Origin of the sequence: Paenibacillus marchantiophytorum, assembly GCF_014640555.1 — a bacterium.
Taxonomy (GTDB): Bacteria; Bacillota; Bacilli; order Paenibacillales; family NBRC-103111; genus Paenibacillus_E; species Paenibacillus_E marchantiophytorum.
Window position 1 is genome coordinate 88113 of sequence record NZ_BMHE01000021.1, and the last position, 22255, is coordinate 110367.

The 22255-nt window shown below is 47.2% G+C and carries 23 protein-coding genes; 20 read left to right on the top strand and 3 right to left on the bottom strand.

Annotation, left to right across the window (positions count from 1 at the left end; translation table 11 throughout):
• Positions 1-56 precede the first annotated feature (56 nt).
• Positions 57-935, top strand: a complete 879-nt coding sequence (locus tag IEY34_RS19800) for a sporulation protein YpjB (protein WP_189014334.1) — start codon at positions 57-59, stop codon at positions 933-935.
• A 71-nt stretch (positions 936-1006) separates the two neighbouring features.
• On the opposite strand, the gene IEY34_RS19805 is transcribed toward IEY34_RS19800, so the two are convergent.
• Positions 1007-1879 carry a YitT family protein gene (locus IEY34_RS19805; protein ID WP_189014336.1) on the bottom strand — a complete coding sequence of 291 codons (873 nt, stop codon included), beginning with the start codon at positions 1877-1879 and terminating at the stop codon, positions 1007-1009.
• 112 nt (positions 1880-1991) lie between these two features.
• Between IEY34_RS19805 and IEY34_RS19810 the strand changes: the two genes are divergently transcribed.
• The 14 genes from IEY34_RS19810 (at position 1992) to IEY34_RS19875 (ending at position 15348) form a co-directional block, all read left to right on the top strand.
• The gene (locus IEY34_RS19810; RefSeq protein WP_189014338.1) at positions 1992-2330 is read left to right on the top strand and encodes a nucleotide pyrophosphohydrolase; all 339 of its coding nucleotides are present in this window, start codon (positions 1992-1994) and stop codon (positions 2328-2330) included.
• A 63-nt stretch (positions 2331-2393) separates the two neighbouring features.
• Positions 2394-2897 carry a tetratricopeptide repeat protein gene (locus IEY34_RS19815; protein ID WP_189014340.1) on the top strand — a complete coding sequence of 168 codons (504 nt, stop codon included), beginning with the start codon at positions 2394-2396 and terminating at the stop codon, positions 2895-2897.
• Positions 2898-2930: 33 nt separating this feature from the next.
• Positions 2931-3734, top strand: a complete 804-nt coding sequence (gene dapB, locus IEY34_RS19820) for a 4-hydroxy-tetrahydrodipicolinate reductase (RefSeq protein WP_189014342.1) — start codon at positions 2931-2933, stop codon at positions 3732-3734.
• A gap of 26 nt (positions 3735-3760) precedes the next feature.
• Entirely contained in the window at positions 3761-4180 is a 420-nt protein-coding gene (locus IEY34_RS19825; protein ID WP_189014343.1) for a methylglyoxal synthase, read from the top strand.
• 1 nt (position 4181) lies between these two features.
• Positions 4182-4874 (top strand): bacillithiol biosynthesis deacetylase BshB1, encoded by a 693-nt coding sequence (gene bshB1, locus IEY34_RS19830; RefSeq protein ID WP_189014345.1) that lies wholly within the window; start codon positions 4182-4184, stop codon positions 4872-4874.
• A gap of 18 nt (positions 4875-4892) precedes the next feature.
• Entirely contained in the window at positions 4893-6065 is a 1173-nt protein-coding gene (bshA, locus tag IEY34_RS19835) for an N-acetyl-alpha-D-glucosaminyl L-malate synthase BshA (protein WP_189014347.1), read from the top strand.
• A gap of 27 nt (positions 6066-6092) precedes the next feature.
• The gene (locus IEY34_RS19840) at positions 6093-7385 is read left to right on the top strand and encodes a CCA tRNA nucleotidyltransferase (RefSeq protein WP_189014349.1); all 1293 of its coding nucleotides are present in this window, start codon (positions 6093-6095) and stop codon (positions 7383-7385) included.
• A gap of 366 nt (positions 7386-7751) precedes the next feature.
• Positions 7752-8720 (top strand): biotin--[acetyl-CoA-carboxylase] ligase, encoded by a 969-nt coding sequence (locus IEY34_RS19845; protein ID WP_189014351.1) that lies wholly within the window; start codon positions 7752-7754, stop codon positions 8718-8720.
• A 248-nt stretch (positions 8721-8968) separates the two neighbouring features.
• Positions 8969-9826 (top strand): 3-methyl-2-oxobutanoate hydroxymethyltransferase, encoded by an 858-nt coding sequence (gene panB, locus IEY34_RS19850; protein ID WP_189014353.1) that lies wholly within the window; start codon positions 8969-8971, stop codon positions 9824-9826.
• A gap of 23 nt (positions 9827-9849) precedes the next feature.
• Positions 9850-10713 carry a pantoate--beta-alanine ligase gene (gene panC, locus IEY34_RS19855; protein ID WP_189014389.1) on the top strand — a complete coding sequence of 288 codons (864 nt, stop codon included), beginning with the start codon at positions 9850-9852 and terminating at the stop codon, positions 10711-10713.
• A 5-nt stretch (positions 10714-10718) separates the two neighbouring features.
• Positions 10719-11102 carry an aspartate 1-decarboxylase gene (gene panD, locus IEY34_RS19860; RefSeq protein WP_189014355.1) on the top strand — a complete coding sequence of 128 codons (384 nt, stop codon included), beginning with the start codon at positions 10719-10721 and terminating at the stop codon, positions 11100-11102.
• A gap of 78 nt (positions 11103-11180) precedes the next feature.
• Entirely contained in the window at positions 11181-11774 is a 594-nt protein-coding gene (locus IEY34_RS19865) for a tetratricopeptide repeat protein (RefSeq protein WP_189014357.1), read from the top strand.
• Positions 11775-11863: 89 nt separating this feature from the next.
• Positions 11864-14731: an ATP-dependent DNA helicase DinG gene (gene dinG / locus IEY34_RS19870; protein WP_189014359.1), complete on the top strand. Its 2868-nt coding sequence runs from the start codon at positions 11864-11866 to the stop codon at positions 14729-14731.
• A complete protein-coding gene (locus IEY34_RS19875) occupies positions 14728-15348 on the top strand; it encodes a redox-sensing transcriptional repressor Rex (protein WP_189014361.1) in 621 nt (206 codons plus the stop codon). The genes dinG and IEY34_RS19875 overlap by 4 nt, the downstream gene beginning before the upstream one ends.
• Before the next feature lie 477 nt (positions 15349-15825).
• On the opposite strand, the gene IEY34_RS19880 is transcribed toward IEY34_RS19875, so the two are convergent.
• Both IEY34_RS19880 and IEY34_RS19885 read right to left on the bottom strand, forming a co-directional pair.
• Positions 15826-16827 carry an inorganic phosphate transporter gene (locus IEY34_RS19880; protein WP_189014363.1) on the bottom strand — a complete coding sequence of 334 codons (1002 nt, stop codon included), beginning with the start codon at positions 16825-16827 and terminating at the stop codon, positions 15826-15828.
• Between the two features lie 61 nt (positions 16828-16888).
• Entirely contained in the window at positions 16889-17515 is a 627-nt protein-coding gene (locus IEY34_RS19885) for a DUF47 domain-containing protein (RefSeq protein WP_189014365.1), read from the bottom strand.
• 256 nt (positions 17516-17771) lie between these two features.
• Here IEY34_RS19885 and IEY34_RS19890 point away from each other — a divergent pair, with 256 nt between their 5' ends.
• From IEY34_RS19890 to IEY34_RS19910, 5 genes are all read left to right on the top strand, one after another.
• A complete protein-coding gene (locus tag IEY34_RS19890) occupies positions 17772-19067 on the top strand; it encodes an amidohydrolase (RefSeq protein WP_189014367.1) in 1296 nt (431 codons plus the stop codon).
• A gap of 42 nt (positions 19068-19109) precedes the next feature.
• Positions 19110-19598 carry a cell wall elongation regulator TseB-like domain-containing protein gene (locus IEY34_RS19895; protein WP_189014369.1) on the top strand — a complete coding sequence of 163 codons (489 nt, stop codon included), beginning with the start codon at positions 19110-19112 and terminating at the stop codon, positions 19596-19598.
• 116 nt (positions 19599-19714) lie between these two features.
• Positions 19715-20245 carry a hypothetical protein gene (locus IEY34_RS19900; protein ID WP_189014371.1) on the top strand — a complete coding sequence of 177 codons (531 nt, stop codon included), beginning with the start codon at positions 19715-19717 and terminating at the stop codon, positions 20243-20245.
• Entirely contained in the window at positions 20238-21743 is a 1506-nt protein-coding gene (locus IEY34_RS19905) for an AAA family ATPase (RefSeq protein ID WP_189014373.1), read from the top strand. Before IEY34_RS19900 ends, IEY34_RS19905 begins: the two co-directional genes overlap by 8 nt.
• Before the next feature lie 184 nt (positions 21744-21927).
• Positions 21928-22152: a hypothetical protein gene (locus IEY34_RS19910; protein ID WP_189014374.1), complete on the top strand. Its 225-nt coding sequence runs from the start codon at positions 21928-21930 to the stop codon at positions 22150-22152.
• The last annotated feature ends 103 nt before the right edge of the window (positions 22153-22255 follow it).

Consider the following 22255-nt stretch of genomic DNA (forward strand, 5'->3'; position numbering starts at 1 on the left):
AGCTGGTCTAAAATGGGACGAACCTCCATAAGATGATGGTGAAGGAGGGGAGTCCCATGTTTCATTCTACGAAAAAGAGAAAACTGGCAGCTGTCGTTGTGCTGTCTTTGGTTGTAAGCATCAGCGCGGCTTGCGGAGCCAACACTCGCACGAGTGGACAAGCTGCGAAACCGATAGATGCTGAGCAAGTACAGCGGGTGGAATTTCTAAATCAGATTGCAGACGATATGTACAAGCAAACGATGGATGGTCAAGTGGCGGAAGCGAGAAATAAACTGCAGCAAATGTCCGATCAAATTCCTAAGATTCACTTTGAGGGCATTACTTCGGTTGAAGGTCTCAATGCCTTAACTGAAACGATTACAGAAGCGAAGCGGGTCTACAATGCGGTTAATTATTCCCCTGATGAAGGACAAGTAGCTGTAGCCAAAATTCGCCTTGCGACAGACGCTTTGACCCATAAGAATCAACCGATGTGGCTGCAATATTACAAAGTATTGCAGAATGATACAACCTTACTGTCGCAGGATCTCAAAGCGAATAAACAAAATGAAATGCTGACTGATTTTGGTAAATTATCGCAGCATGTAGCCATTATTCATCCAGCTATTCTCATTAGTCGAGATGCAGGTTCTGTTGAGAAACTCGATTCTCTGCTCGTTTTTTTACATAAATACATAAATGAGAAACCAATGGCAGCGAATCAAGTAGAATCTGGATTGGGTCATCTCCACCAGGTTTTGGACGAACTGTTTCTGAAGAACAAGGATGCAATCGCCTTCGTGCCGATTACAGACCCGAGACAGCCGATTATTTGGTCATTAGGCATTGGGCTAATCATCGTAAGTGTGTTGTCTTTTGTCGGTTGGAGAATGTATCAGCCAGGAAGAAGTTTTGTGCCTGTCAAACAAACGCGTGAAGGCAAGAATCGATAGGATTGTTGATGATATTGAATGAAATAGGAGCTAAGCGGGTTGTATCCGCTTAGCTCCTTTGTGTTGGCAGCTTATTGTGTTTTGAAGCCTTCCCCAATCACATCATGGACCTCGCCAATGATGATAAAGGCACGCGGATCTATGGCGTGGATGAGTTCGCGAAGCCTTCTCGTTTCGTGGCGATAGACAACACAATAAACGACTTCTTTTTCATTGCCGGAATAGGCTCCCCTGGCAGGGAATATGGTCACGCCTCTGTCTAGTTCTTGCGTAATAGATTTGGCTAAAGGGACAGCCAGTTCGCTTATGATCGTAAAAGCTTTAGCTGTATAGGCGCCCTCAGATATGTAATCAATGATGCGTGAGCTGACGAATACAGCGACAAGCGAATATAGCACTTTTTCCTTAGGCAAGTAAAGAAAGGATGATCCGATGACAATGACATCGATAATCAGGATGACTTGTCCAACGCTCCAGCCCTTTTTCTTTTGCCCGATGCGGGCCAAGATATCCGAACCGCCTGTCGTACCGCCAAAGCGGAAGACGAGACCAAGGCCAATCCCGATGGTGACCCCGGCATACAAAGTCGCAAGGAAGTAGTCTTGACTCGTTTGGAAAGGGATTAGCCATTGGGCGCGAATGAGCAGTTCCATGATCCAGAGAAAGAAGGATAGGGAAACAACACCGAAAATCGTATACAGCATCGGGCCTTTGCCGAAGAAGCGCCACCCCAAATAAAATAGCGGTATATTGATGACTAGCGTGGAGATAGAAGGGGGAACGTTCAGCACATATTTGAGCAGCAATGAGATGCCTGTGACACCGCCCTCCATTAACTCGTTGGAAATGACGAAATAATGCAAACCGAACGCATAGATCGCAGTGCCGACCATAATCGCAAGCACGTTCGTAAATTGATCTGCAAATCGTTCTTTGAAAATCATTCTTATTCCTCCAGATAGGTGATGAGATCGTCAAAAAAATTTGTCAACTTTTCTTGTTTAGTTTAACATAGTAATGATAGCTTTGGTGAAGATGATGGAGAGAAGGGTGAACATGTCAGAACGTACACTTAAAGATATACAGCAAGAAGTTGATACTTATATTTCCCAGTTCAAAGAAGGATATTTCAGTCCGTTAGCGATGCTCGCGAGGATGTCCGAAGAAGTTGGGGAGTTAGCTCGAGAGGTCAATCATACCTACGGGGAAAAGCCTAAAAAAAGTACCGAAGCGGATAATTCCATCGAGCTGGAGCTTGGCGATATTTTATTCATCACGATTTGTTTCGCTAATTCACTCGGGATCGATCTGACCGAAGCCCATGATAAAATCATGCACAAATTCAATACACGGGACGCAGGTCGTTGGACCAAAATTAACACCGAAAGCACGTAAGCTTCATAAACTGTACTATCCCCTGTTAACGGGAAACTCGCTTTCGCAAAGGAGGATGGGCAGATGAATGGAGAAGATCAGATACAGAAAGCGTACGAATCCATACTTGGGCATGATTTCGAAAAAGCCATTGAATGGTTTGAAAAAGCGATAGCTGCGGAACCAGACAATGCTGCCTATCACTACAAACTTTCGATTACCTTTGCTAGAAGCAACAAGCTGTTTCAAGCGGTTGAACATGCCAGCAAGGCTCTGGATTTGGAAAGGGACAACGAGGTTTACCGTTATCACTTGCAAGTTTTACACGCACGAGAACTAGTTGATAGAGCACAAAAAGAAATAAGTGCCAAATCCGAACATGGGGAGCGGGCCATATTTCTGCTCAAAGAAGCAATTGTTCTTGATCCTCTGGCGATTGAAGCGTATCTTATACTAGGCGAGGTATTCGCTCTTCGCAATGATTATAGCAGAGCTTACCAGGTTGTAATGGATGCTCTTCGTCTAGAGCCCAATCATGAACTGGCGAAGCAGCAGGCTGCCCGCTATCAACTCAAGCTGAAATTGTAGGATGGAAACACATAAAAAGGAGATACACGACGCATGGATCGTAAAATTCGAGTAGCAGTCATTGGAGCAAGTGGAAGAATGGGGCGAGAGGTCGTTAAGACCGTATTGACAGAGTCCGATATGGAGTTGGTGGCAGGTGTCAGCCGCTCCTCTGGCCCAATTGATTTGGGGAAAATGGTTGGATTGGAAGCATGCGATGTTTACATGAGCAATAATGTTGAACAGGCTTTAATCGAATCCAAACCAGATGTTTTAGTCGATTTCACTGGACCGCAGACGGCGGTTTCCCATACAAACTTAGCCATTCGATTAGGAATTCGCCCTGTCATGGGGACGACTGGTTTCACGCCTGAAGCTATCGTACAATTGGACAAGCAGTGTCAAGAAGGAGGAATTGGCGGCATTATCGCGCCTAATTTCTCGATTGGCGCTATTCTGATGATGAAGTTCGCCGCGCAAGCATCCAAGTATTTCCCTAATTTGGAAATTATTGAATACCATGGCGATCAGAAGTTAGATGCTCCATCTGGAACAGCTGTCAAAACGGCTGAGCTCATCTCCGAAGTCAGAGAAGAACGACGTCAAGGCAACCCTAAGGAAGAAGAAACAATTGAAGGCTCGCGCGGCGGGTATTACAATGGGTTTAGAATACATAGTGTTCGATTGCCAGGCATTTTTGCTCAGCAAGAAGTGATTATGGCCGAACCAGGTCAGGCTCTTAAGATCAGACATGATTCTTATGATCGTGCCGCTTATATGCCAGGCGTTGCAATTGCTGTTCGTAAAGTGATGACGTATAGCGGAATGATTTATGGATTTGAGCATTTTATAGATTAAAGAGCCCTAGGGGAGTGGAATGTAGGATGTTAAAGATTGCGTTAATTGCCCATGATCGGAAGAAAGACGAAATGGTGAACTTTATAACAGCTTATGAACATGTATTTGAGGGACATCAGCTGTATGGAACGGGTACAACGGGGCAACGCATCATGGATGCTACCAAATTGAGTGTACATCGCTTTATGTCAGGTCCACTTGGCGGGGATCAGCAAATTGGCGCTTTAGTGGCACAAAATGAAATGGATCTTATTATATTTTTACGCGATCCATTAATGGCTCAGCCTCATGAACCCGATATTATTGCGCTTTTGCGTCTGTGCGATGTACAAGGGATTCCTTGTGCAACGAATGTAGCGACGGCAGAATTGCTCGTTCGAGCCTTGGATCGCGGTGATTTCGCTTGGCGCGAACTCGTACATAAATATAAACCGGGTATTGAATAAGATGAGCGACAAACTTGATATCCTTATTTTTGGCGCACATGCAGACGATGCCGAGATTGGCATGGGGGCAACCATTGCCAAGCACACCGCTCAGGGTGTCAAAGTAGGCATCTGTGATCTAACCTATGCGGAGATGTCTTCCAATGGTACCGTCGAGTCCAGAATCCAAGAAGCAGAGGAAGCGGCTGAACTATTGGGCTTAACGGTCCGCTCTAATCTGGGTTTGCCGGATCGCGGTCTGTCGAACCAGCCTAGCCATATTGAACGCATTACCCGGGAAATACGTAAATATAAGCCGCGCATCGTGTTTGCGCCCTATTGGCAAGACCGCCATCCTGATCACATTGCCTGTTCAGCTCTGGTGCAAGAGGCCGTGTTTAATGCCAAATTGCGCAAGTACTTGCCGGAGTCAGAACCGGTGAATGTCGAACAATTGTACTTTTATTTTATAAATGATGTGTATGACGCTGATCTTATGGTCAATGTCACTGAATGGTATGATAAAAAAATAATAGCCCTAGGCGCCTATCGTTCACAGTTTGTAACAGGGCAAGGCACAGTTGCAACGCCATTAAATCAAGGTTATATAGAACGAGTAGAAGCTCGGGATCGACTGATGGGGCAGAAACGAATGATTACCTATGCGGAAGGTTTCGTTTCCAAATTACCTTATGTGGTAGATCGCTTCGAGTGATCGGAAAAGAGGTGTAGGATGAGCGACAAACTTAAAATTGGCATCACTTGTTATCCGACTTTGGGCGGATCCGGGGTTGTTGCGACAGAACTTGGCAAGCTGCTTGCCGAAAAAGGACACGAGGTTCATTTTATTACTCACAGCATGCCTTTCCGTTTGGGGAAATTTCATAAAAATATTTTTTATCATGAAGTTGAAGTCAGTCAATATTATGTATTCCGTTATCCGCCCTATGATCTTTCGCTGGCTAGCAAGTTAGCGCAAGTTGCCAAGATGGAAGAATTGGATTTATTGCATGTGCATTACGCGATTCCACATGCTGTCTGCGCACTGCTGGCAAAGCAGATGGTTGGAACTAAACTGAAAGTTGTAACTACGCTTCATGGAACAGATATTACGGTTCTCGGCCAGGATCAATCGATTTCTGATTTAATTCGTTATGCGATTAATGAGAGCGATGCGGTTACAGCTGTTTCGAAGGATTTAATTAAAGAAACCAGGGAATCCTTGGATATTGACCGTGATATTGATTTAACCTATAACTTTGTTGACAAACGCGTGTATTATCCAAGGGATATATCCAAGCTAAGAGGCGAATTTGCGCGTCCGGAAGAAAAAATATTAATTCATATTTCCAATTTCAGGCCGGTTAAACGGGTGCAGGATGTCGTTGATATTTTTGCCAATGTGAGCAAACGGATTCCTTCAAGGCTTTTATTTGTAGGGGAAGGACCGGATCTTTCGAAAATGATCGCCAAAGTCAAAGAGCTTGGGCTTACGGATAAGGTAACGTTTTGTGGTAAACAGGATGATGTTGCCCAGGTGATTTCACTTGCTGACCTCATGCTTCTGCCTTCAGAGAAGGAAAGCTTCGGTCTCGTTGCACTGGAAGCAATGGCTTGCGGTGTGCCGACTATCGGTTCCAATGCCGGGGGAATTCCAGAGCTCATCACACATGGTGAGACCGGGTACTTGGCTGAAGTAGGCGATACGGAGAAAATGGCTGATCTTGCCGTTAATTTGTTAAGCAATCAGGTCTTGTATGAACAAGTGGTCGCGAATTGTTTGAACCGCGCCAGACATACGTTCTGTAATGATATTACAACCGTGCAATATGAAGAAATTTATTATCGCGTACTCGGAAGAGAACTTCCGGAATCTCATCGCATTACAGCTTCTGCCTGCCAATAAAGGGGAAGATAGCTGGTCAGGAGTAACATGTCGGAAGTAGATAACAAAGATAGATTGGATCACGGGGCTGCGCTCTTAATTCAGAAGCTTGTCGAAGCCGGTTTTGAGGCGTATTTGGTCGGCGGTTGTGTGCGTGATACGGTTCTTAAGCGACCGATCAAAGACATTGATATTGCAACCTCAGCGCTTCCTGAACAGGTGATGGCAATCTTCTCCCGTACGGTGCCAACGGGGTTACAGCATGGTACGGTTACGGTTGTTTTGAGCGAGGGAACCTATGAAGTGACGACATTCCGGAAGGAAGCGGAATACGAAGGCTTTCGCCGACCTTCTTCCGTAACGTATATCTCGGATTTGAACGAGGATTTGAAGCGGCGCGATTTCACCATGAACGCGATGGCGATGGATGGTCAGGGCGAGATTCTCGATCCTTTCGGGGGGCAAGAAGATTTGGCCCGCGGGGTGCTGCGCTGCGTAGGCGCAGCCCGGGAGCGATTCGGCGAAGACGCGCTGCGCATGCTGCGCTGCATTCGCTTTGCTTCGACCTATGATTTGCAGGTCGAGGAAAGCACTTGGTTGGCGCTGCTGGAGCAAGCTCCGCTTATGCGCCACATCGCTTTGGAGCGGGTGCGCAGCGAGCTCGCGCGCATGATCGAAGGCCCTGCGCCGGCGCGGGCCATCCGCTTGCTGCTGGCGAGCCGCCTTACGGCACACTTCAAAAAGCAGCTGCCGCTGCCTTTTGAGCGCTGGCTCGCCTGGGATGACGCGCTGGACGCCGTCAGCGCGCTTGCAGGGCAGCATGACCGCTGGGCGATGCTGCTGATGCTGCTGGAGGTGCCGGCGGACACAGTCCGCACGGCGCTCCAGGAGCTGACCTTCTCCCGCGCCGACGGCGATGCGGTCGTGGCGATTCTCGCCCTGCGCGATGCGGTGGCCGCCGGCGTGGCAGACCCAGACCCTGCTCCGCTGGAGCGGGTCTGGAAGCTTGGCGCGGTGCGCCGCGGCGAAGCCGCTGCCCGCGCTCTGCTGCGGCTGCTGCGCGCGCTGCCGCATACTGCCGAGCAGCGCGGCGAGCTCGCGCGCTTCCTGCAAACCGCAGCACCCGAACTGGTGCGCTGCGGAGCGGATTGGCTGAGCGAGGTTCCCTGCTTCAGCCTCAAACAGCTCGCCATATCCGGCAAGGATCTGGCGGGAGAGCTTGGGCTGCAGCCTGGCCCCTGGATGGGCGCCTTGCTGCAGCAGTTGCTCGAACGAACCGCGCTCGGTGAGCTTCCGAACGAGCGAGATGCGCTATTACAAGCCGCGCGTGCTGCGAAGTAGCAGCGCAGCGCGGTTTTTCTCAATATGGTTTGGGAGTTCCCTTCATGATGGTCATGCCGGGCTCACCATTGTAGAAGTCTAACCGCAGGCTAGTAAAGGAACGTCAATCCGCTATTCTAGGCAAAAGCGTCACTATCGAGTGGTTGAGGGAACTACAGTGCGCTATTTTGCTGTTTTGGTGGGAAGTTCAGCACTTTAGTCGAAATAAGACCCTGTAGTTCCGCTACGACCCTAACATCCCTGCTATTTGCCTATATAGCGGACTGTAGTTCCCTTAATAGGATTTGCTGCTTTTAAGAAGCTCATCTTTGAACGGCCTCGAAAGAGGTTTTCTCATAATCCAGATAGATGGCGAGTGAACCAAACATGAATGAACGTATTTTGGAATTGTTCCAAGAAACGCCGGAAGCGTATGTGTCTGGCGAAGAAATCAGCCGCAGGCTGAACGTTAGCCGCACGGCGATATGGAAGCATATCGAAGAGCTGCGGGCAGCCGGATACGAATTTGAAGCCGCGCCGCGCAAAGGCTATCGACTGGTGAGCAAACCGGACCGTTGGCAAGTGAATAAGCTCCTAGCCGGGTTGCAAACCAAAGTGCTAGGACAAAAAGTTCATGTATATGGCTCTGTAGATTCCACACAAACAATTGCCCATGCGCTGGTTGCTTCAGGGGCTCAGGAAGGCACGATTGTGCTAGCGGAGGAACAGACAGCCGGGAGAGGCCGAATGGGCCGTGCGTGGCATTCTCCGTCGGGTAAAGGCATTTGGATGAGTATTGTGCTTACGCCGCGTGTCCCTGTTTATTTTATGCCGCAATTAACGCTGCTCAGCGCCGTTGCCTTGTGCCGCTCCATCCAGAAAGTATGCCAAGTTGAGATTGGCATCAAATGGCCGAATGATCTCCTTATCAAGGGCAAGAAGGTCAGTGGGATTTTGCTTGAAAGCAGCGGTGAAGATGAACGTCTCAAATATGTCATTGCCGGGATCGGCATCAGCGTCAATTTGACCACGGAAGATTATCCGGAGGCATTGCGGAGCATTGCCACCTCACTGGCGATTGAATCCGGCCAAGTGATTTCACGAGAACTTCTGGTCCAAACTTTCCTGTTGGAATTTGAAGATCTATATGCGCTCTATATGGACAAAGGGTTCGCGCCTATACGGCTGCTCTGGGAAGCGCTCAGTGTGACACTGAAGCGGCCTATTCGCACGTCTACGCCTTCCGGTTTCATCGAAGGCATTGCTGACTCCTTGGACGACTCAGGTGCCTTAACGGTCATTACACCCTCTGGAGAGAAGATCAAGATTTACTCTGGAGATATCGAACTGAAATAAAGATAAGGTATCAAATGGCAGCAGGATTTGGTATAATAGGGTGACAAGGCGGTATCCTTAAAGGAACGGCACTTGCAGCTTGACCGTATGTTGTTGCACATTTGAATAACCGTTATACAAGATGTTGGATTCTGCTCTGAGCCTTATGGGACCGAGACAGAAGGATCACCTTAGATTCTTTCTGCATGCGATCCTTTTAGCTCTTAGCTAAAAGGTTTTTTATTTTATATCAGGAAGTTGGGATTGACATGGAACAACGTAAGCCGCTAACCACAACGAAGATGAGAAAAATGAAGCAGGACGGCGTGCCGATCACGATGATCACAGCCTATGATTACCCTTCAGGCCGACTGGCGGAAGAGGCTGGCATTGATGTCATTCTTGTTGGTGATTCACTGGGCAATGTCGTGATCGGGTTCGACTCCACACTGCCGGTGACACTGGATGATATGGTGTACCATACGCGGGCGACGGTGCGGGGAGCATCTCGCACTTTTGTCGTAGCGGATATGCCGTTCCTTACGTACCATGGCAGCTTGGATGTGACGTTAAAAGGCGTTGCCCGCTTAATGCAAGAGGGCGGAGCGAAGGCGGTTAAGCTGGAAGGCGGAGCGGAAATCGCTGCGACGGTCAAAGCGATTACACAAGCTGGCGTTCCAGTCGTTGGACACTTGGGCTTAACACCTCAGTCGGTTCATCAACTCGGCGGTTTCCGTGTACAGGGGAGAAGCTCGGAGCAAGCGGAGAAGCTGCTGAGCGATGCCAAAGCGATTGAGGAAGCGGGCGCATTCGCCATTGTTCTGGAGTTGGTTACCGATGAGTTGGCGCAATGGATATCCAAGCAGCTGACGATCCCGACAATTGGGATTGGATCTGGGGTACATTGCGATGGACAAGTGCTCGTCTATCATGACCTTTTGCAGTATGGTTCTGACAGTGCACCCAGAAAGTTCGTCAAAGCTTACGCTAATATCGGGGAAACTATTCGAAAAGGTATTGCCGAATATGTGAAAGAAGTGAAAACACGCGCTTTCCCAAGTCCCGAGAATACATTCCACATGGACAATGATGTCGTGCAATATTTGTATGGCGACAAGGAGGATTGATCGCTATGGAAGCGACTCAGACAATGCAAGTTGTTCATTCCATCGCCGAGCTGCGTTCGCGGATTAAAGATTTCCGGCGTACAAACGATCAAACCGTGGGTTTCGTGCCGACGATGGGGTATTTGCATGAAGGACACGTGAGTTTATTGCGCAAGGCGCGGGCACAAAGCGGACTGGTTGTCTTGAGCATTTTTGTCAACCCGCTGCAGTTCGGGCCGGGCGAGGACTTCGAACGGTATCCGCGCAATACGGAGAAGGACCTCCAATTGGCTGAAGCGGCTGGCGCTGATCTGGTCTTTATGCCTTCCGTAGCTGAAATGTATCCGTCTCCGACGCGCACAACAGTGAATGTAACCGGACTAACAGCCAGACTATGCGGAGCATCGCGTCCAGGACACTTTGACGGCGTAGCCACTGTAGTCAGCAAGCTGTTTCATATTGTACAGCCGGATCAAGCTTTTTTTGGTCTTAAAGATGCCCAACAGATCGCAGTGATTCAGCAAATGGTGCTGGACCTCAATCTTGCTGTAGAAATCGTTCCTTGCCCAACGCTGCGGGAAGCGGATGGGCTTGCCATGAGTTCCCGAAACGTGTATCTTTCTGAAGATGAGCGCAAGCAAGCTTTGGTGCTGTCGCAAGCTTTGCAGAAAGCCCGGGATTTTAGTCTTGCCCAGGCCAGTTTTACATCCGAAGAGCTTGAAGAACTTGTCAGGAGCCATATTTCAACGGCTTCATTAGCTGATATTGATTATGTCGAGGCGCTTGCTTATCCGAGCTTGGAACCATTTGACAACAGCCATCATACCTCTTCTATCATTATTGCTTTAGCTGTTAAATTCGGCAAAACCCGGCTAATTGATAATCTCATTTTACAAGTAAGGAAGTGACGACGATGTTTCGCACAATGATGAAAGCCAAAATTCACCGCGCAACCGTTACAGAAGCCAATTTGGACTATATCGGAAGCATCACGATCGATGAAGATTTGATTGATTTGGTTGACATGCTGCCCAATGAGAAAGTGCAGATCGTCAATAACAATAACGGCGCACGCCTGGAAACCTACATTATTCCGGGGCCGCGCGGCTCTGGCGTTATTTGTCTGAACGGAGCAGCAGCCCGGTTGGTGCAGACTGGAGACACCGTTATTATCGTCTCGTACGCGATGTTGAGCGATGAAGAGGCTAAGAAGCATCACCCGACAATTGCGATCATGGGGGCTAATAATAAAGTGGTCCAGCTGCTGAAAGAGGAAGAGCACTCCACGATCCTTTAAGTCCTGACTTCCATGCATGAAATCGGCTCTGTTTACAAAGAATGAGGATAAGCTTTCGAAGCAAAGGTGGGATGCCAAATGTTTAAGCATTTATTTTCCACAATGAACGAGGTTTTGGAAGAAATCCAAAAAGAATATCCGAATAGTGATGTGGAAAAAAAGGCGGAGCTCGACGAACAATTGCAGGTGTTGAAAACGATGAGCGACGAGTTCATCGAGGCGTGGCTGCTTTTTGAGGAGAAGCTGGGAAAGTTTTATGGGGACGTACCGATCAGCACCCAAACCCTTCATAAAGAACTGATGGATCTTGATTTGTCCGGGAAGCAGACGGATGAATTCGTGCGGGGGCAGGGCTATTACAAGCTTTACATGTACGATCAGGCGATTAAAGAGTTTGCAGCATTGATTGAGAAGCAGCCTGATTTCTTGTTGGCCAGAGTGTATTTAGCGATGGGACATTTGCGGAAAGGGGAGTTTGGAGAAGCGTATCAACACTTCAAATTCCTGCTTCCCTTAACCGATAATTCCCAAATGAAGGCCATCTCCTATAATGCCATGGGCTGTATACAAGTTCAGAATCAGAATATGGAGAAAGCCTTTGAGTATTTCCAAAAAGCGTATCACACCGATCCTTCATGTATGGAGCCGCTGATCAATCTGGACGAATCTTAAGACCTAAACGGCGACTAGGTATTCCCTTTTCCTCATCAGATTTGGTATGCTAGGAGAAGTGCAGGACGAAGGGATTGAAGATACACGTCATGAAATTTGCAGTTTTGGATTTTGAAACGACAGGAAGTCAGCCCGCGGATGAGATTATCCAGGTTGGATTAGTCATTATAGATCAATTTCAAATCACAGACAGGTATACTTCTCTGGTCAATCCAGGGATTAGTATACCTTCTTCCATTACAACACTTACTGGCATTACGGAAGATATGGTGGCCGATGCCCCAACGCTTGATCAAGTCATGTCAGATATGTTTCCGCTTCTATTTGATTGCGTGCTGGTAGCACATCATGCTGCTTTCGACGTGTCCTTTTTGCAAAAAGGTTTGATGAAGACGGGGTATCCGCCTTTCTCAGGACGCGTTTTGGATACGATCGATATGCTGCGTATGCTGTTTCCTTCGATTTCGAGCCTTCAACTTAGTATGGTGGCTGCTTTGTTCGGGCTTGATCATGAGAGGCCGCACCAAGCGGATAGCGATGCAGAAGTGACCGCTGCCATCTGGGTCATGTGTTTGGAACGATTAATTGGATTGCCGCTGCTGACGATTCAACGCTTGCAGCATATTTTTGAAAACGGGAACAGTGATTTAGGCTGGTTCTTGGATGAAATCTGTTTGTACAAAGAGTCCATCACAAGTGTAGATATGGATACGAATCGTTACTTCCGGCAATTCACGCTGAATGTTTCTGATTGGGGCGAGGAAGAAGATATTCGCACGCCAGCCGATGAGGCTGGTTTGGGGACTTCATTCAAGGCGTTCCATCAAGGACTCAAAACTGCGCTGCAAGCGAAGTTCGAGATCTTTGAAGATCGCGAATCTCAAGAGCAGATGATCCATGAAGTGGAGAAGTCGCTTGAGAACGATCAGCACTTGATGATTGAGGCTGGCACAGGTACGGGCAAATCGTTGGGTTACTTGATCCCGGCCATTTATTATGGCATTAAGTATGAGAAGAAAGTGGTCGTATCGACGCACACGATCAATTTGCAGGAACAGCTGCGGGAGCGGGATATTCCGCTATTGAAGGCGATCTTTCCGGTGCCTTTCAAAGCCGCGGTGCTCAAAGGCAGAAGCCATTACCTCTGCCTGCGCAAATTCGAAACGAAATTGACGACACGTGATTATGAGAATGGCAAGGAAGATCCGATAACGGCCGCGCAAATGGTTGTTTGGCTTAGTGAAACCGAACATGGCGACGATGAGGAGCTGCATTTTGGAAATAAGGGTGCGCAGTTCTGGCATACGGTTGCCAGTGATACCGACTCCTGTTTGAACCGGATGTGTCCATGGTATAAGAAATGCTTCTATCATCGCGCACGCAATGACGCCAATACGGCCGATGTGATCATCACCAACCATTCCCTCCTCTTCACGGATATGAAGGCTGAGAACCGCCTTCTACCGTCTTACAAGCACCTTGTCATTGATGAGGCGCATCATTTTGAAGAAGTCGCGAGCAAGCACCTGGGAATTGAGCTTCATTCTTCGGCCTTTTACCATTCCTTATTATGGCTGTACAAAGATAATCGCAGTGGTCAATTGCCGATGCTCCGGTTTCGATTGCAGAAGTCCAATGAGCATGCAGAACGCGCAGCAGCCTGGAGTCAAACGATTGACAGTCTCTTCCCTAAAATCATTAAGATTAAAGAAGATTGGGATCGATTGAGCGAATCGCTGTATGAACTTTTGGCTGCGAACAGCGACCCTTCCCAAACGGAAAATTCGCAGTATGTTCTGCGGGTGAAGTCAGAGACGCTGCCTGACAACTGGCGAGAGCTAGTGATTATGGAAGACAATATTTATCTGAATGCCAACGATTTGCTGCGGACACTCGATAAATTGCTGAGTGAAGTCAAAGAGATGCAGGATGTGCTTGGCGTTCAAGGCCTTGTAACGGACCTGAATGGTACGGTTAAGGAATTATACGAACATCGCGACGCGCTGCACTTCTTTATGAAGATGGCTGACGAAGGCTATGTGTATTGGATGGAAGCTGGCACCTATGCCAAAGCCAAGTCACTGCAGTTGAACTCCGTACCTATTGATGTAAGCGGACTGCTGCAGCAGCATTTTTTTGAAACGAAAGATAGTATTGTCCTAACCTCAGCGACTTTATCCGTGAATAAGTCCTTTCAGTACTCCGCTGATCAATTAGGCTTGGCGATTCCAGAAGATGAAGAGAGAGGCAAACTCAAAACGGTGCAGTTGCCTTCGCCCTTTAATTACCGTGAGCAAGCGCTTGTCGTGATTCCGCGTGATTTTCCAATGATCAAAGGTGCGGGAGATCCTGCCTTCATCAATGCCCTTATCCAATCGCTTAGTGATGTAGCGCAAGTTACGAAGGGACGCATGTTGATCCTGTGTACCTCGAATCGGATGTTGAAGCAAATATATGCAGGGATGAAGGACTTGCTCAAGCCATACGGCATCACCGTGCTGGGACAGGGCATTGACAGCAGCAACCGCAGTAAGTTGACCCGAATGTTCCAAGATAATGCGATGTGCGTTCTACTGGGCACCAGCTCGTTCTGGGAGGGTGTCGATATTCCTGGGGACGCGCTCAGCTGCTTGGCTATTATTCGACTGCCGTTCCAACCGCCCAACAACCCGTTGGTCGAAGCCAAATGCGAGAACATCAAGAAGCGAAATGAAAATCCGTTTATGAAATTCTCGGTGCCGCAGGCTGTCATTCGTTTCAAGCAAGGGTTTGGACGGCTTGTCAGAAGGGCTTCTGATAAAGGAATCGTTATCATCTACGATACCCGCGTCATCGATACTTACTATGGCAAACACTTCCTCTACTCACTGCCTGGGCCTAAGATAGAGCATATGACGACGGAACAAATGTTACCAAGGATTGAGCAGTGGATGGGGATGGGGGATGCCGAAAGATGAAAACGCAGAAAATATCAGAGGCTGTCGTACGCAGATTGCCCATTTATTTACGGTATTTGAATGAGCTTTCGATGAAAAATGTGTCGACGGTATCCTCGCAGGATTTGGGCCAAAAGCTGGATCTGAATCCTGCTCAAATTCGCAAAGATTTGGCTTATTTCGGAGAATTCGGGAAAAAAGGCATCGGCTACGACATCTCTTATTTGATCGAGAAAATTAGACAAATTCTTAAGCTTGACCGGCATATTCAAGTAGCTCTTGTCGGGGCGGGCAATCTGGGCCGTGCGTTGTGCAATTATAATACCTATCTGCGTAATGATATGAAAATAGTCGCTTTGTTCGATGCGATGCCTGAAAAAGCGGGGGAGATGATCAATAATTTGATCGTCCAGCCGATGTCCGAGATGAAGAGCGTATTATCGCAGCTGGGCGTGCGTATTGGGATTATTACTGTACCGGCGGCCGAGGCTCAAAATGTAGCCAATCAATTCGTTGACTGCGGCATTGAAGCGATCCTGAATTTTGCGCCTGTTATCATCAAGGTGCCTGCGGAAGTGCGCGTGCATTACGCGGATTTCACGACGGAGCTGCAAAGCTTGGCGTATTATCTGGATTAGCAGGAGCTGAGCAGAGCTGTGCAGAGCAGAGCAGCAGCTCAAAATAGAACAGGTGGGCGTGAGGGTGGAAACGCGCGACGCGGTAGCCCCCCTAGATGTACACATAGAAAAACCGTCAGGATGTACCTGACGGTTTTTTCTTTAAATATATAAGAGTTTATATGTTTTGGAGTGAACGCGGAATTATTCCCGCTGCCTCGCGCGGAGGTAAGGGAACTATGGTGCGCTATTCTAGCCAAAAAGCCAAAAGTGTCATTTTCGGTAGGGTGAGGGAACTACAGTACGCTATTTTGCCGTTTCATGGGAATTTTCAACGTTTTCGTGGAAATGAGACCCTGTAGTTCCGCTATTAGTCACGCATCCCTACTTTTTGCCTAATTAGCGTCCTCTAGTTCCCTTACAAGGTTTTGCCGCTAGAAGAGACTGATCTATCAGGGCAGTGAAGCCGTTTTTCTTCATTCGAACAAGATTGGACCTTTAAAAAATAAGTCTAAACAATACGAAGTAAATCGAGAAGGCCAAAATGATGCTGATTGGAATGGTGATGATCCAAGTTATGAGCATCCGCCCAACCGTGCCCCATTGAACATCATGAAACCGCAGCACACTGCCTGTCCCAATGATCGCGGACGAAATGACATGTGTTGTGGAAAGGGGTTTGCCGATGAAAGTCGAGAATTGAATAACAATGGATGAAGTTAAATCAGATGCAAAGCCATTGATGGGTTCAATTTTAACAATTTTACCGGAAACCGTTTTGATGATGCGCCATCCGCCGATGGAAGTACCAAGCCCCATCGCCAAGGCGGCTGAAATTTTTACCCAGAGAGGGACATCGAGATCGGTTTGTACACCGGCAGCTACGAGACCGAAGACGATAATACCCATTGCCTTCTGAGCGTCATTTCCACCATGGGAGTAGGATAACAGACCCGCGGAAATAATTTGCAGCGTACGAAACATTCGATTCAATTTGGATCTTGATGTATTTCCCGACCAGATGACAATGTATTTGATCAGCACCATGATGAGATAACCTAGTCCAAAAGCAATGAGAGGCGACAAAAGCAGGATAATGATGATTTGCGTAAATCCATCCCAGTTGACCGCATGGACGCCTGCACCGGCAATTACCGCACCTGCTAATGCGCCAAGCAAAGTGTGAGAAGAGGAAGATGGAATGGAAAGGTACCAGGTTAAAAGATTCCAGATAATAGCTGCCAATAAGGCGGCTATGACAATTTCTACGCCATTCTCAATCTTGGCAGGGTTCGCGATGCTGCCTCCGACCGTTTTGGCAACTTTGGAAGAAACCATAGCGCCTACAAAGTTAAGCGTTGCAGCCATGATGATGGCTACCCGCGGGCTAAGCGCTCGTGTTGAAATGGAAGTTGCAATCGCATTGGCTGTATCATGAAAGCCATTGATGAAGTCAAAAAGCAAAGCGAGAATGACAATAATAACTAAATAGGTTAACATGATTTCCTCCTAAGCGTTTTCCGATTGGAAAACTTTCTTCGCGTCATAGCAACGAAAGTTCCTATGAATAACGAAGCACGACACTGTCTAGGATATTGGCAACATCTTCACAAGCATCCGTGGTTTCTTCGAGACGCTCATAAATTTCTTTCAATTTGAAATCTTCGTACGGGTCTTTGCGCGTGATGAAAATTTGGCGAATGCCTTCCCGCATCAAGCGGTCTCCATCATTTTCGAGGGAGTTGATAGCTACGGTGTGCTCTGGGATTTGCATATATTTTTTCTTGGCAAGGAGTTTGAAGGCATCCAGCATATGCTGACAGGAGTCAACAATCACGGCTGAAAATTCTTTCATATAGGAATCTGTGTGGGAGACAGAGAGATAATCGAATCGAGCAATCGTGGCTTCTATACCATCGGTCACATCATCTACTTTGGAAGCGAGGACCATAATATCTTCCCGATCAATAGGGGTAATGAAAACTTTGTTCAGGCCTTTGAAGATTTCGTGCGTAATCGAATCACCAGCGTGTTCCAGATCGTGAATGGGTTTAACATATTCAATTGGAGGTTTATCACCCATCATAGCTGTGCGGAACAATTGTGCGGTTTGGAGTGCGTTTTCAGCAGCACGTATTAGTAGTTGCAAGAAATCGACTTCGTTCTTTTTTGTGAATAACGTTGTCATATAATCCTCCTATTATTTACTATATGTAGAAATTTTTGATCAAATTATCGTCTTTTTCAGGATAAACAGACCAATATGTAGAAAAAAACTCACAATGCTAAAAGTATCATATCAATCGTACTTTAAGCAACGAAAATTCCGTGACAATTTACATTTTCTTAACATGGCGATGAATTCTTGATTTTAGATGCTCGAAGTTGTAAAGTTTATAAAGCAGTGTTTGTCTTTAGAATGAGCATAGAGAGGGTTTTTTAGTATGAAAAAAACATTAATTACGAACGGAATTTTTATTTCTAATAATGAAGCGAAATCGTCAATCCAAGGTTGTATGGTGATTGAAGGCAATCAAATTACATACATTGGTGATCAAAGCCCAGAACCGCGCGAAAACTATGATGAAGTGATCGATGGAACGAACAAACTATACATGCCTGGTCTCGTCAACACACATGGACATGCGGCAATGTCACTGTTGCGTGGATACGGGGATGATCTGGCACTGCAAGTTTGGCTGGAAGAGAAAATGTGGCCGATGGAAGCCAAATTCACATCCCAGGATGTCAAATGGGGGACACAGCTGTCCATTATGGAAATGATCAAAGGCGGCACTACGACCGTTGTTGACATGTACGATCATATGAATGAAGTGGCCAAGTCTGTGGAGGAGTCAGGTATGCGCGGCGTGCTCACACGTGGTGTCATTGGCCTATGCCCGCCCGATGTTCAAACCTCCAAGCTGATCGAAGCGACAGAGTTTGCGAAAAATTGGCATGGTCAAGCGAATGGCCGAATCACCACGATGATGTCTCCGCATGCTCCTTATACATGCCCGCCGGATTACATCGAACGTATCGTGCAGGCTGCCCATGATTTGAATCTGCCGATTCATACGCATATGTCGGAAACGAGCCGTGAAGTGCAAGCAAACGTTGATCAATACGGCCTGCGCCCTGTTGCTCACCTAGAGAAGATCGGCGTGTTCAGCAGACCGACGCTCGTCGCACATGGTGTGCATTTGACGGATGAGGAAATCGGCATACTTAAGCAATATGATGTTCGTGTATCCCATAATCCAGGCAGCAACCTGAAATTAGCTAGCGGTGTAGCTCGTGTTCCAGAGCTTTTGCGCGCTGGGGTAAAGGTTTCCCTGGGTACGGACGGCGCTGCTTCCAATAACAATTTGGATATGTTTGAAGAAATGAGATTGGCTGCATTGATTCATAAAGGCGTTTCCGGCGATCCGCTCGCAGTACCAGCGGCGCAAGCACTTCTGCTCGGGACGCGCATGGGTGCAGAATCTGTATGGTTGGATGATGTAGGTTCGTTGCAGCCGGGGATGAAGGCTGATTTCATCGCCTTGGATATCGATCAGCCGCATTTCCTGCCGCGGACGGATTTCGTTTCTCATATTGTGTACTCGGCTTGCGCCAAAGATGTAGTTGATGTTTGTGTAGATGGTAATTGGATCGTTCGCAAGGGCGAGTGCTTGACGCTGGATGAAGAAAAAATTAAGCGTGAATTTGTGCAGTCCTTTGACAGGCTGATTGGTTAAGCCACTTGCCGTTAAGTTCGTCTGGGGAGGTGATCCGCGAACATGAATACAAAGCGATCCATCATGCTCGGTGTTTTCATTGTTGTCACACTGGGTGTTGTACTTAGCCGCTTTTACTTAAATGTTCAGGATGAACATTGGGATGAAAAAAGCAAAGCAGTTGAAAAGGCTTATGAGAAAAGCATCATGACCAAAGCGACGAATGTGGATTTCTTCTATGGAGACGAACCCCTGCAAATCGTTTATGGGGAAGATAAGTTAGGTCAAGGCGTCATTGTCTGGGTTTCTGACAAAGATACGCACACCGAGATGACCGCGGATGCTATTACGGAGGACCAAGTTCGGGAGACGATGCTCAAAAAGGACGCGGACTTCGAAATTGAACGGGTAATCCCAGGTAAGCTTGGTCAGGAATATGTTTGGGAAGTGTTCTATAAGAAGCAAGAAGATAGCGGAACACGTTATTTCTATGATTACTATAAATTCAAAGATGGAAGCTATCTGGATACGTACCGACTCAGCCTGCACTAGGGCTGAGTTTTTTCGTTTCCACTCTTTTCATAAAGCAAAGGTGTATACCGCGTGATATACTATTCGTATAGAAAAGGACGAAACAAAATAATTTGGAGAAAGGGGGACGTTGACTGATGAAGCTGCGTCTCTTACCTGTCGTAATCAGTGTAATCATTTCTGCCGGTGTTTTGTTTGGTGGATGGTTTGCCTATACAAGCTTGGCTATGGAAAATCCGTTAAACGACATCATAAGCAAAGTTCCCGGTGTCACGAGCTCGACGATGAAATTGGATAGTGAGCGTGTTGATATTGAAGTTTCACTAAATAAAGATGCGAATTTAAGAACGGTAGTTGATCGTATTCATAAGGATAGCGCTTCTATTATTGGTAAACGGACGGTTAATATTCATATCAAAGATAACCCTTCAGACAAGCTGGACCAGTGGTGGTCGAAAGCTTTATTTGAAGTTGCTCAAGCGATGGAAACGAAGCATTATGCCGATATACCAACTACTTTGCAGAAGTATGCAAGTGAAGTGCCGACAATGAAAGTGGAAAGTGAAATGGATCAGACGTATGTGTACATTCGCTTGACAGATGGTGATGCGACGAAATTCATTATGCTGCCTAGAACTTCTCAGATCGGGGTGTGGCCGAATGAGTAAACTTTATAAGGAAATTGGTATTGGGTTTATTCCTGTTTTGCTTGCTTTTTTAATATTTCTCGGTGTGAATATTATACCGATTCTCTTCGTGGCCGTGCTAGGTGTATCGTTATTTTATATGATTCGCGGCCGCGGCGGTGTCGGGATTACGACTGGCGGTGGCGACCGCAAAAGCAAAAATCGCACGCCATCCTACTTAACTTTCGAGGAGATTGGCGGTCAGGATCGAGCGAAGAAAGAGTTGACGGAAGCGCTGGATTTTTTGATCAAACATGAGGAAATTAAGAAGCTGGGTATTCGCCCGCTCAAAGGGATACTGCTTACGGGTCCTCCGGGGACCGGGAAAACATTAATGGCCAAAGCCGCTGCTCATTATACGAATTCTGTTTACTTAGCCGCTTCAGGCAGTGAGTTTGTGGAGATGTATGTGGGTGTTGGCGCGAGCCGTGTACGTGATTTATTCAAAGAAGCTAGATCGCGCGCTGCCAAAGAAGGCAAGGATAATGCGATTATCTTTATTGATGAGATCGATGTGATCGGTGGAAAGCGTGATGGCGGTCAGCAAAGAGAATATGATCAGACGCTCAATCAGTTGTTGACGGAAATGGATGGGATTCATACGAATGACGCACCTCGCATTTTAATTGTTGCCGCTACGAATCGTAAGGAAATGCTGGATAGCGCGTTATTGCGTCCTGGTCGATTTGACCGTCATATTGAAGTTGATTTGCCCGATAAGAAAGGCCGTCTGTCTATTCTGGATATTCATGTGAAAAATAAACCGTTATCCAAGGGAGTATCCTTGGATACGATAGCTGATCAGACGTTTGGCTTCTCAGGAGCACAGCTCGAAGGGGTGCTGAATGAGGCTGCGATTTATGCGATGCGTGAAGAAAAAACAGCCATTGAACAGCATCATTTGGCATCTGCGATTGATAAGGTGATGATGGGGGAAAGAACAGATAAAGAAACCGCGCAAGAGGAGAAGGAACGTGTTGCTTACCATGAATTAGGACATGCGATTATCGCCGAATTGGTTCGTCCCGGTTCCGTGTCTCAAGTTACGGTCAGCCCGCGCGGGAAAGCCTTAGGTTATGTGCGTCATAATCCACCTAAGGACCATTATCTATATACCAAAGATTATATTGAGCATCAGATCATGATTGCTTTGGGCGGAGCCGCCGCGGAGGAAATCTTCTATGGCGGGCGCAGCACAGGTTCGCGCAATGACTTTGAACAAGCGTTGTCCATGGTCCGCAATATGATGGATTCCGGCTTGACCTCTCTAGGCATTATCGATCGTGAAATGGTGACCAAAGATCAATTAATGAAAGAGAATACAGCGATTCTCGAGGCGCTTATGATTCGTACGAAGTCGCTGTTGGAACAGCAACGCAGTGTGTTTGATCATTCGTTCGCGATACTGATGAAAGAAGAAGTCTTGTCAGGCGATACATTCCGCACGCTGTTTGATGCATCTGTGACACAGATTGCGTAGAGAAAACCGTTGGCCATTGGTCAACGGTTTTTGTGTTTGCGTGTAGCTGGTGAGATCGGGATGAAAAGCAGCGCTGCTGGCGGAGGCGGAGGCGAAAAGAGGAGCGTTAATGCTGAAAAACAACGTTACCGGCGGTGAAGGAGCAGTGTGGACAGCATTTTAGGTGACTTCAGGTGAGATAAGGATGAAAAACAGCGTTATGGCGGCACTTGAGGCCAAAGAGGGAGCTTTAACGTTGAAAAACAACGTTACCGACGTGAAGGAGCGCCGTGGAGGCATTTCAGGTGAGATAAGGATGAAAAATAGCGTTATGGCGGCACCTGTGGCCAAAGAGGGAGCTTTAACGTTGAAAAACAACGTTACTGTCAGAGAAGGAGCACCGTGGACAGAAGCTTTGCAAAAAACCTAACATGAATATTTCGTTAGAATATATTCCTAAATATGTAATTAAATGATGTATTTTTCTGGACAAAACACAAAAAAACCCCTAAGGTCGAGTTACAGACATGTTA

What these genes read in the sequence shown, in the direction of transcription:
- IEY34_RS19910 (WP_189014374.1), top strand. Translation starts at nt 21,928, where the DNA reads ATGAAAAACAGCGTTATGGCGGCACTTGAGGCCAAAGAGGGAGCTTTA.
- IEY34_RS19885 (WP_189014365.1), bottom strand. Translation starts at nt 17,515, where the DNA reads ATGACAACGTTATTCACAAAAAAGAACGAAGTCGATTTCTTGCAACTA.
- dapB (WP_189014342.1), top strand. Translation starts at nt 2,931, where the DNA reads ATGGATCGTAAAATTCGAGTAGCAGTCATTGGAGCAAGTGGAAGAATG.
- IEY34_RS19815 (WP_189014340.1), top strand. Translation starts at nt 2,394, where the DNA reads ATGAATGGAGAAGATCAGATACAGAAAGCGTACGAATCCATACTTGGG.
- IEY34_RS19900 (WP_189014371.1), top strand. Translation starts at nt 19,715, where the DNA reads ATGAAGCTGCGTCTCTTACCTGTCGTAATCAGTGTAATCATTTCTGCC.
- IEY34_RS19840 (WP_189014349.1), top strand. Translation starts at nt 6,093, where the DNA reads ATGTCGGAAGTAGATAACAAAGATAGATTGGATCACGGGGCTGCGCTC.
- IEY34_RS19895 (WP_189014369.1), top strand. Translation starts at nt 19,110, where the DNA reads ATGAATACAAAGCGATCCATCATGCTCGGTGTTTTCATTGTTGTCACA.
- IEY34_RS19805 (WP_189014336.1), bottom strand. Translation starts at nt 1,879, where the DNA reads ATGATTTTCAAAGAACGATTTGCAGATCAATTTACGAACGTGCTTGCG.
- dinG (WP_189014359.1), top strand. Translation starts at nt 11,864, where the DNA reads ATGAAATTTGCAGTTTTGGATTTTGAAACGACAGGAAGTCAGCCCGCG.
- IEY34_RS19800 (WP_189014334.1), top strand. Translation starts at nt 57, where the DNA reads ATGTTTCATTCTACGAAAAAGAGAAAACTGGCAGCTGTCGTTGTGCTG.
- IEY34_RS19875 (WP_189014361.1), top strand. Translation starts at nt 14,728, where the DNA reads ATGAAAACGCAGAAAATATCAGAGGCTGTCGTACGCAGATTGCCCATT.
- IEY34_RS19810 (WP_189014338.1), top strand. Translation starts at nt 1,992, where the DNA reads ATGTCAGAACGTACACTTAAAGATATACAGCAAGAAGTTGATACTTAT.
- IEY34_RS19825 (WP_189014343.1), top strand. Translation starts at nt 3,761, where the DNA reads ATGTTAAAGATTGCGTTAATTGCCCATGATCGGAAGAAAGACGAAATG.
- IEY34_RS19890 (WP_189014367.1), top strand. Translation starts at nt 17,772, where the DNA reads ATGAAAAAAACATTAATTACGAACGGAATTTTTATTTCTAATAATGAA.
- IEY34_RS19905 (WP_189014373.1), top strand. Translation starts at nt 20,238, where the DNA reads ATGAGTAAACTTTATAAGGAAATTGGTATTGGGTTTATTCCTGTTTTG.
- IEY34_RS19880 (WP_189014363.1), bottom strand. Translation starts at nt 16,827, where the DNA reads ATGTTAACCTATTTAGTTATTATTGTCATTCTCGCTTTGCTTTTTGAC.
- panD (WP_189014355.1), top strand. Translation starts at nt 10,719, where the DNA reads ATGTTTCGCACAATGATGAAAGCCAAAATTCACCGCGCAACCGTTACA.
- bshB1 (WP_189014345.1), top strand. Translation starts at nt 4,182, where the DNA reads ATGAGCGACAAACTTGATATCCTTATTTTTGGCGCACATGCAGACGAT.
- IEY34_RS19845 (WP_189014351.1), top strand. Translation starts at nt 7,752, where the DNA reads ATGAATGAACGTATTTTGGAATTGTTCCAAGAAACGCCGGAAGCGTAT.
- IEY34_RS19865 (WP_189014357.1), top strand. Translation starts at nt 11,181, where the DNA reads ATGTTTAAGCATTTATTTTCCACAATGAACGAGGTTTTGGAAGAAATC.
- bshA (WP_189014347.1), top strand. Translation starts at nt 4,893, where the DNA reads ATGAGCGACAAACTTAAAATTGGCATCACTTGTTATCCGACTTTGGGC.
- panB (WP_189014353.1), top strand. Translation starts at nt 8,969, where the DNA reads ATGGAACAACGTAAGCCGCTAACCACAACGAAGATGAGAAAAATGAAG.
- panC (WP_189014389.1), top strand. Translation starts at nt 9,850, where the DNA reads ATGCAAGTTGTTCATTCCATCGCCGAGCTGCGTTCGCGGATTAAAGAT.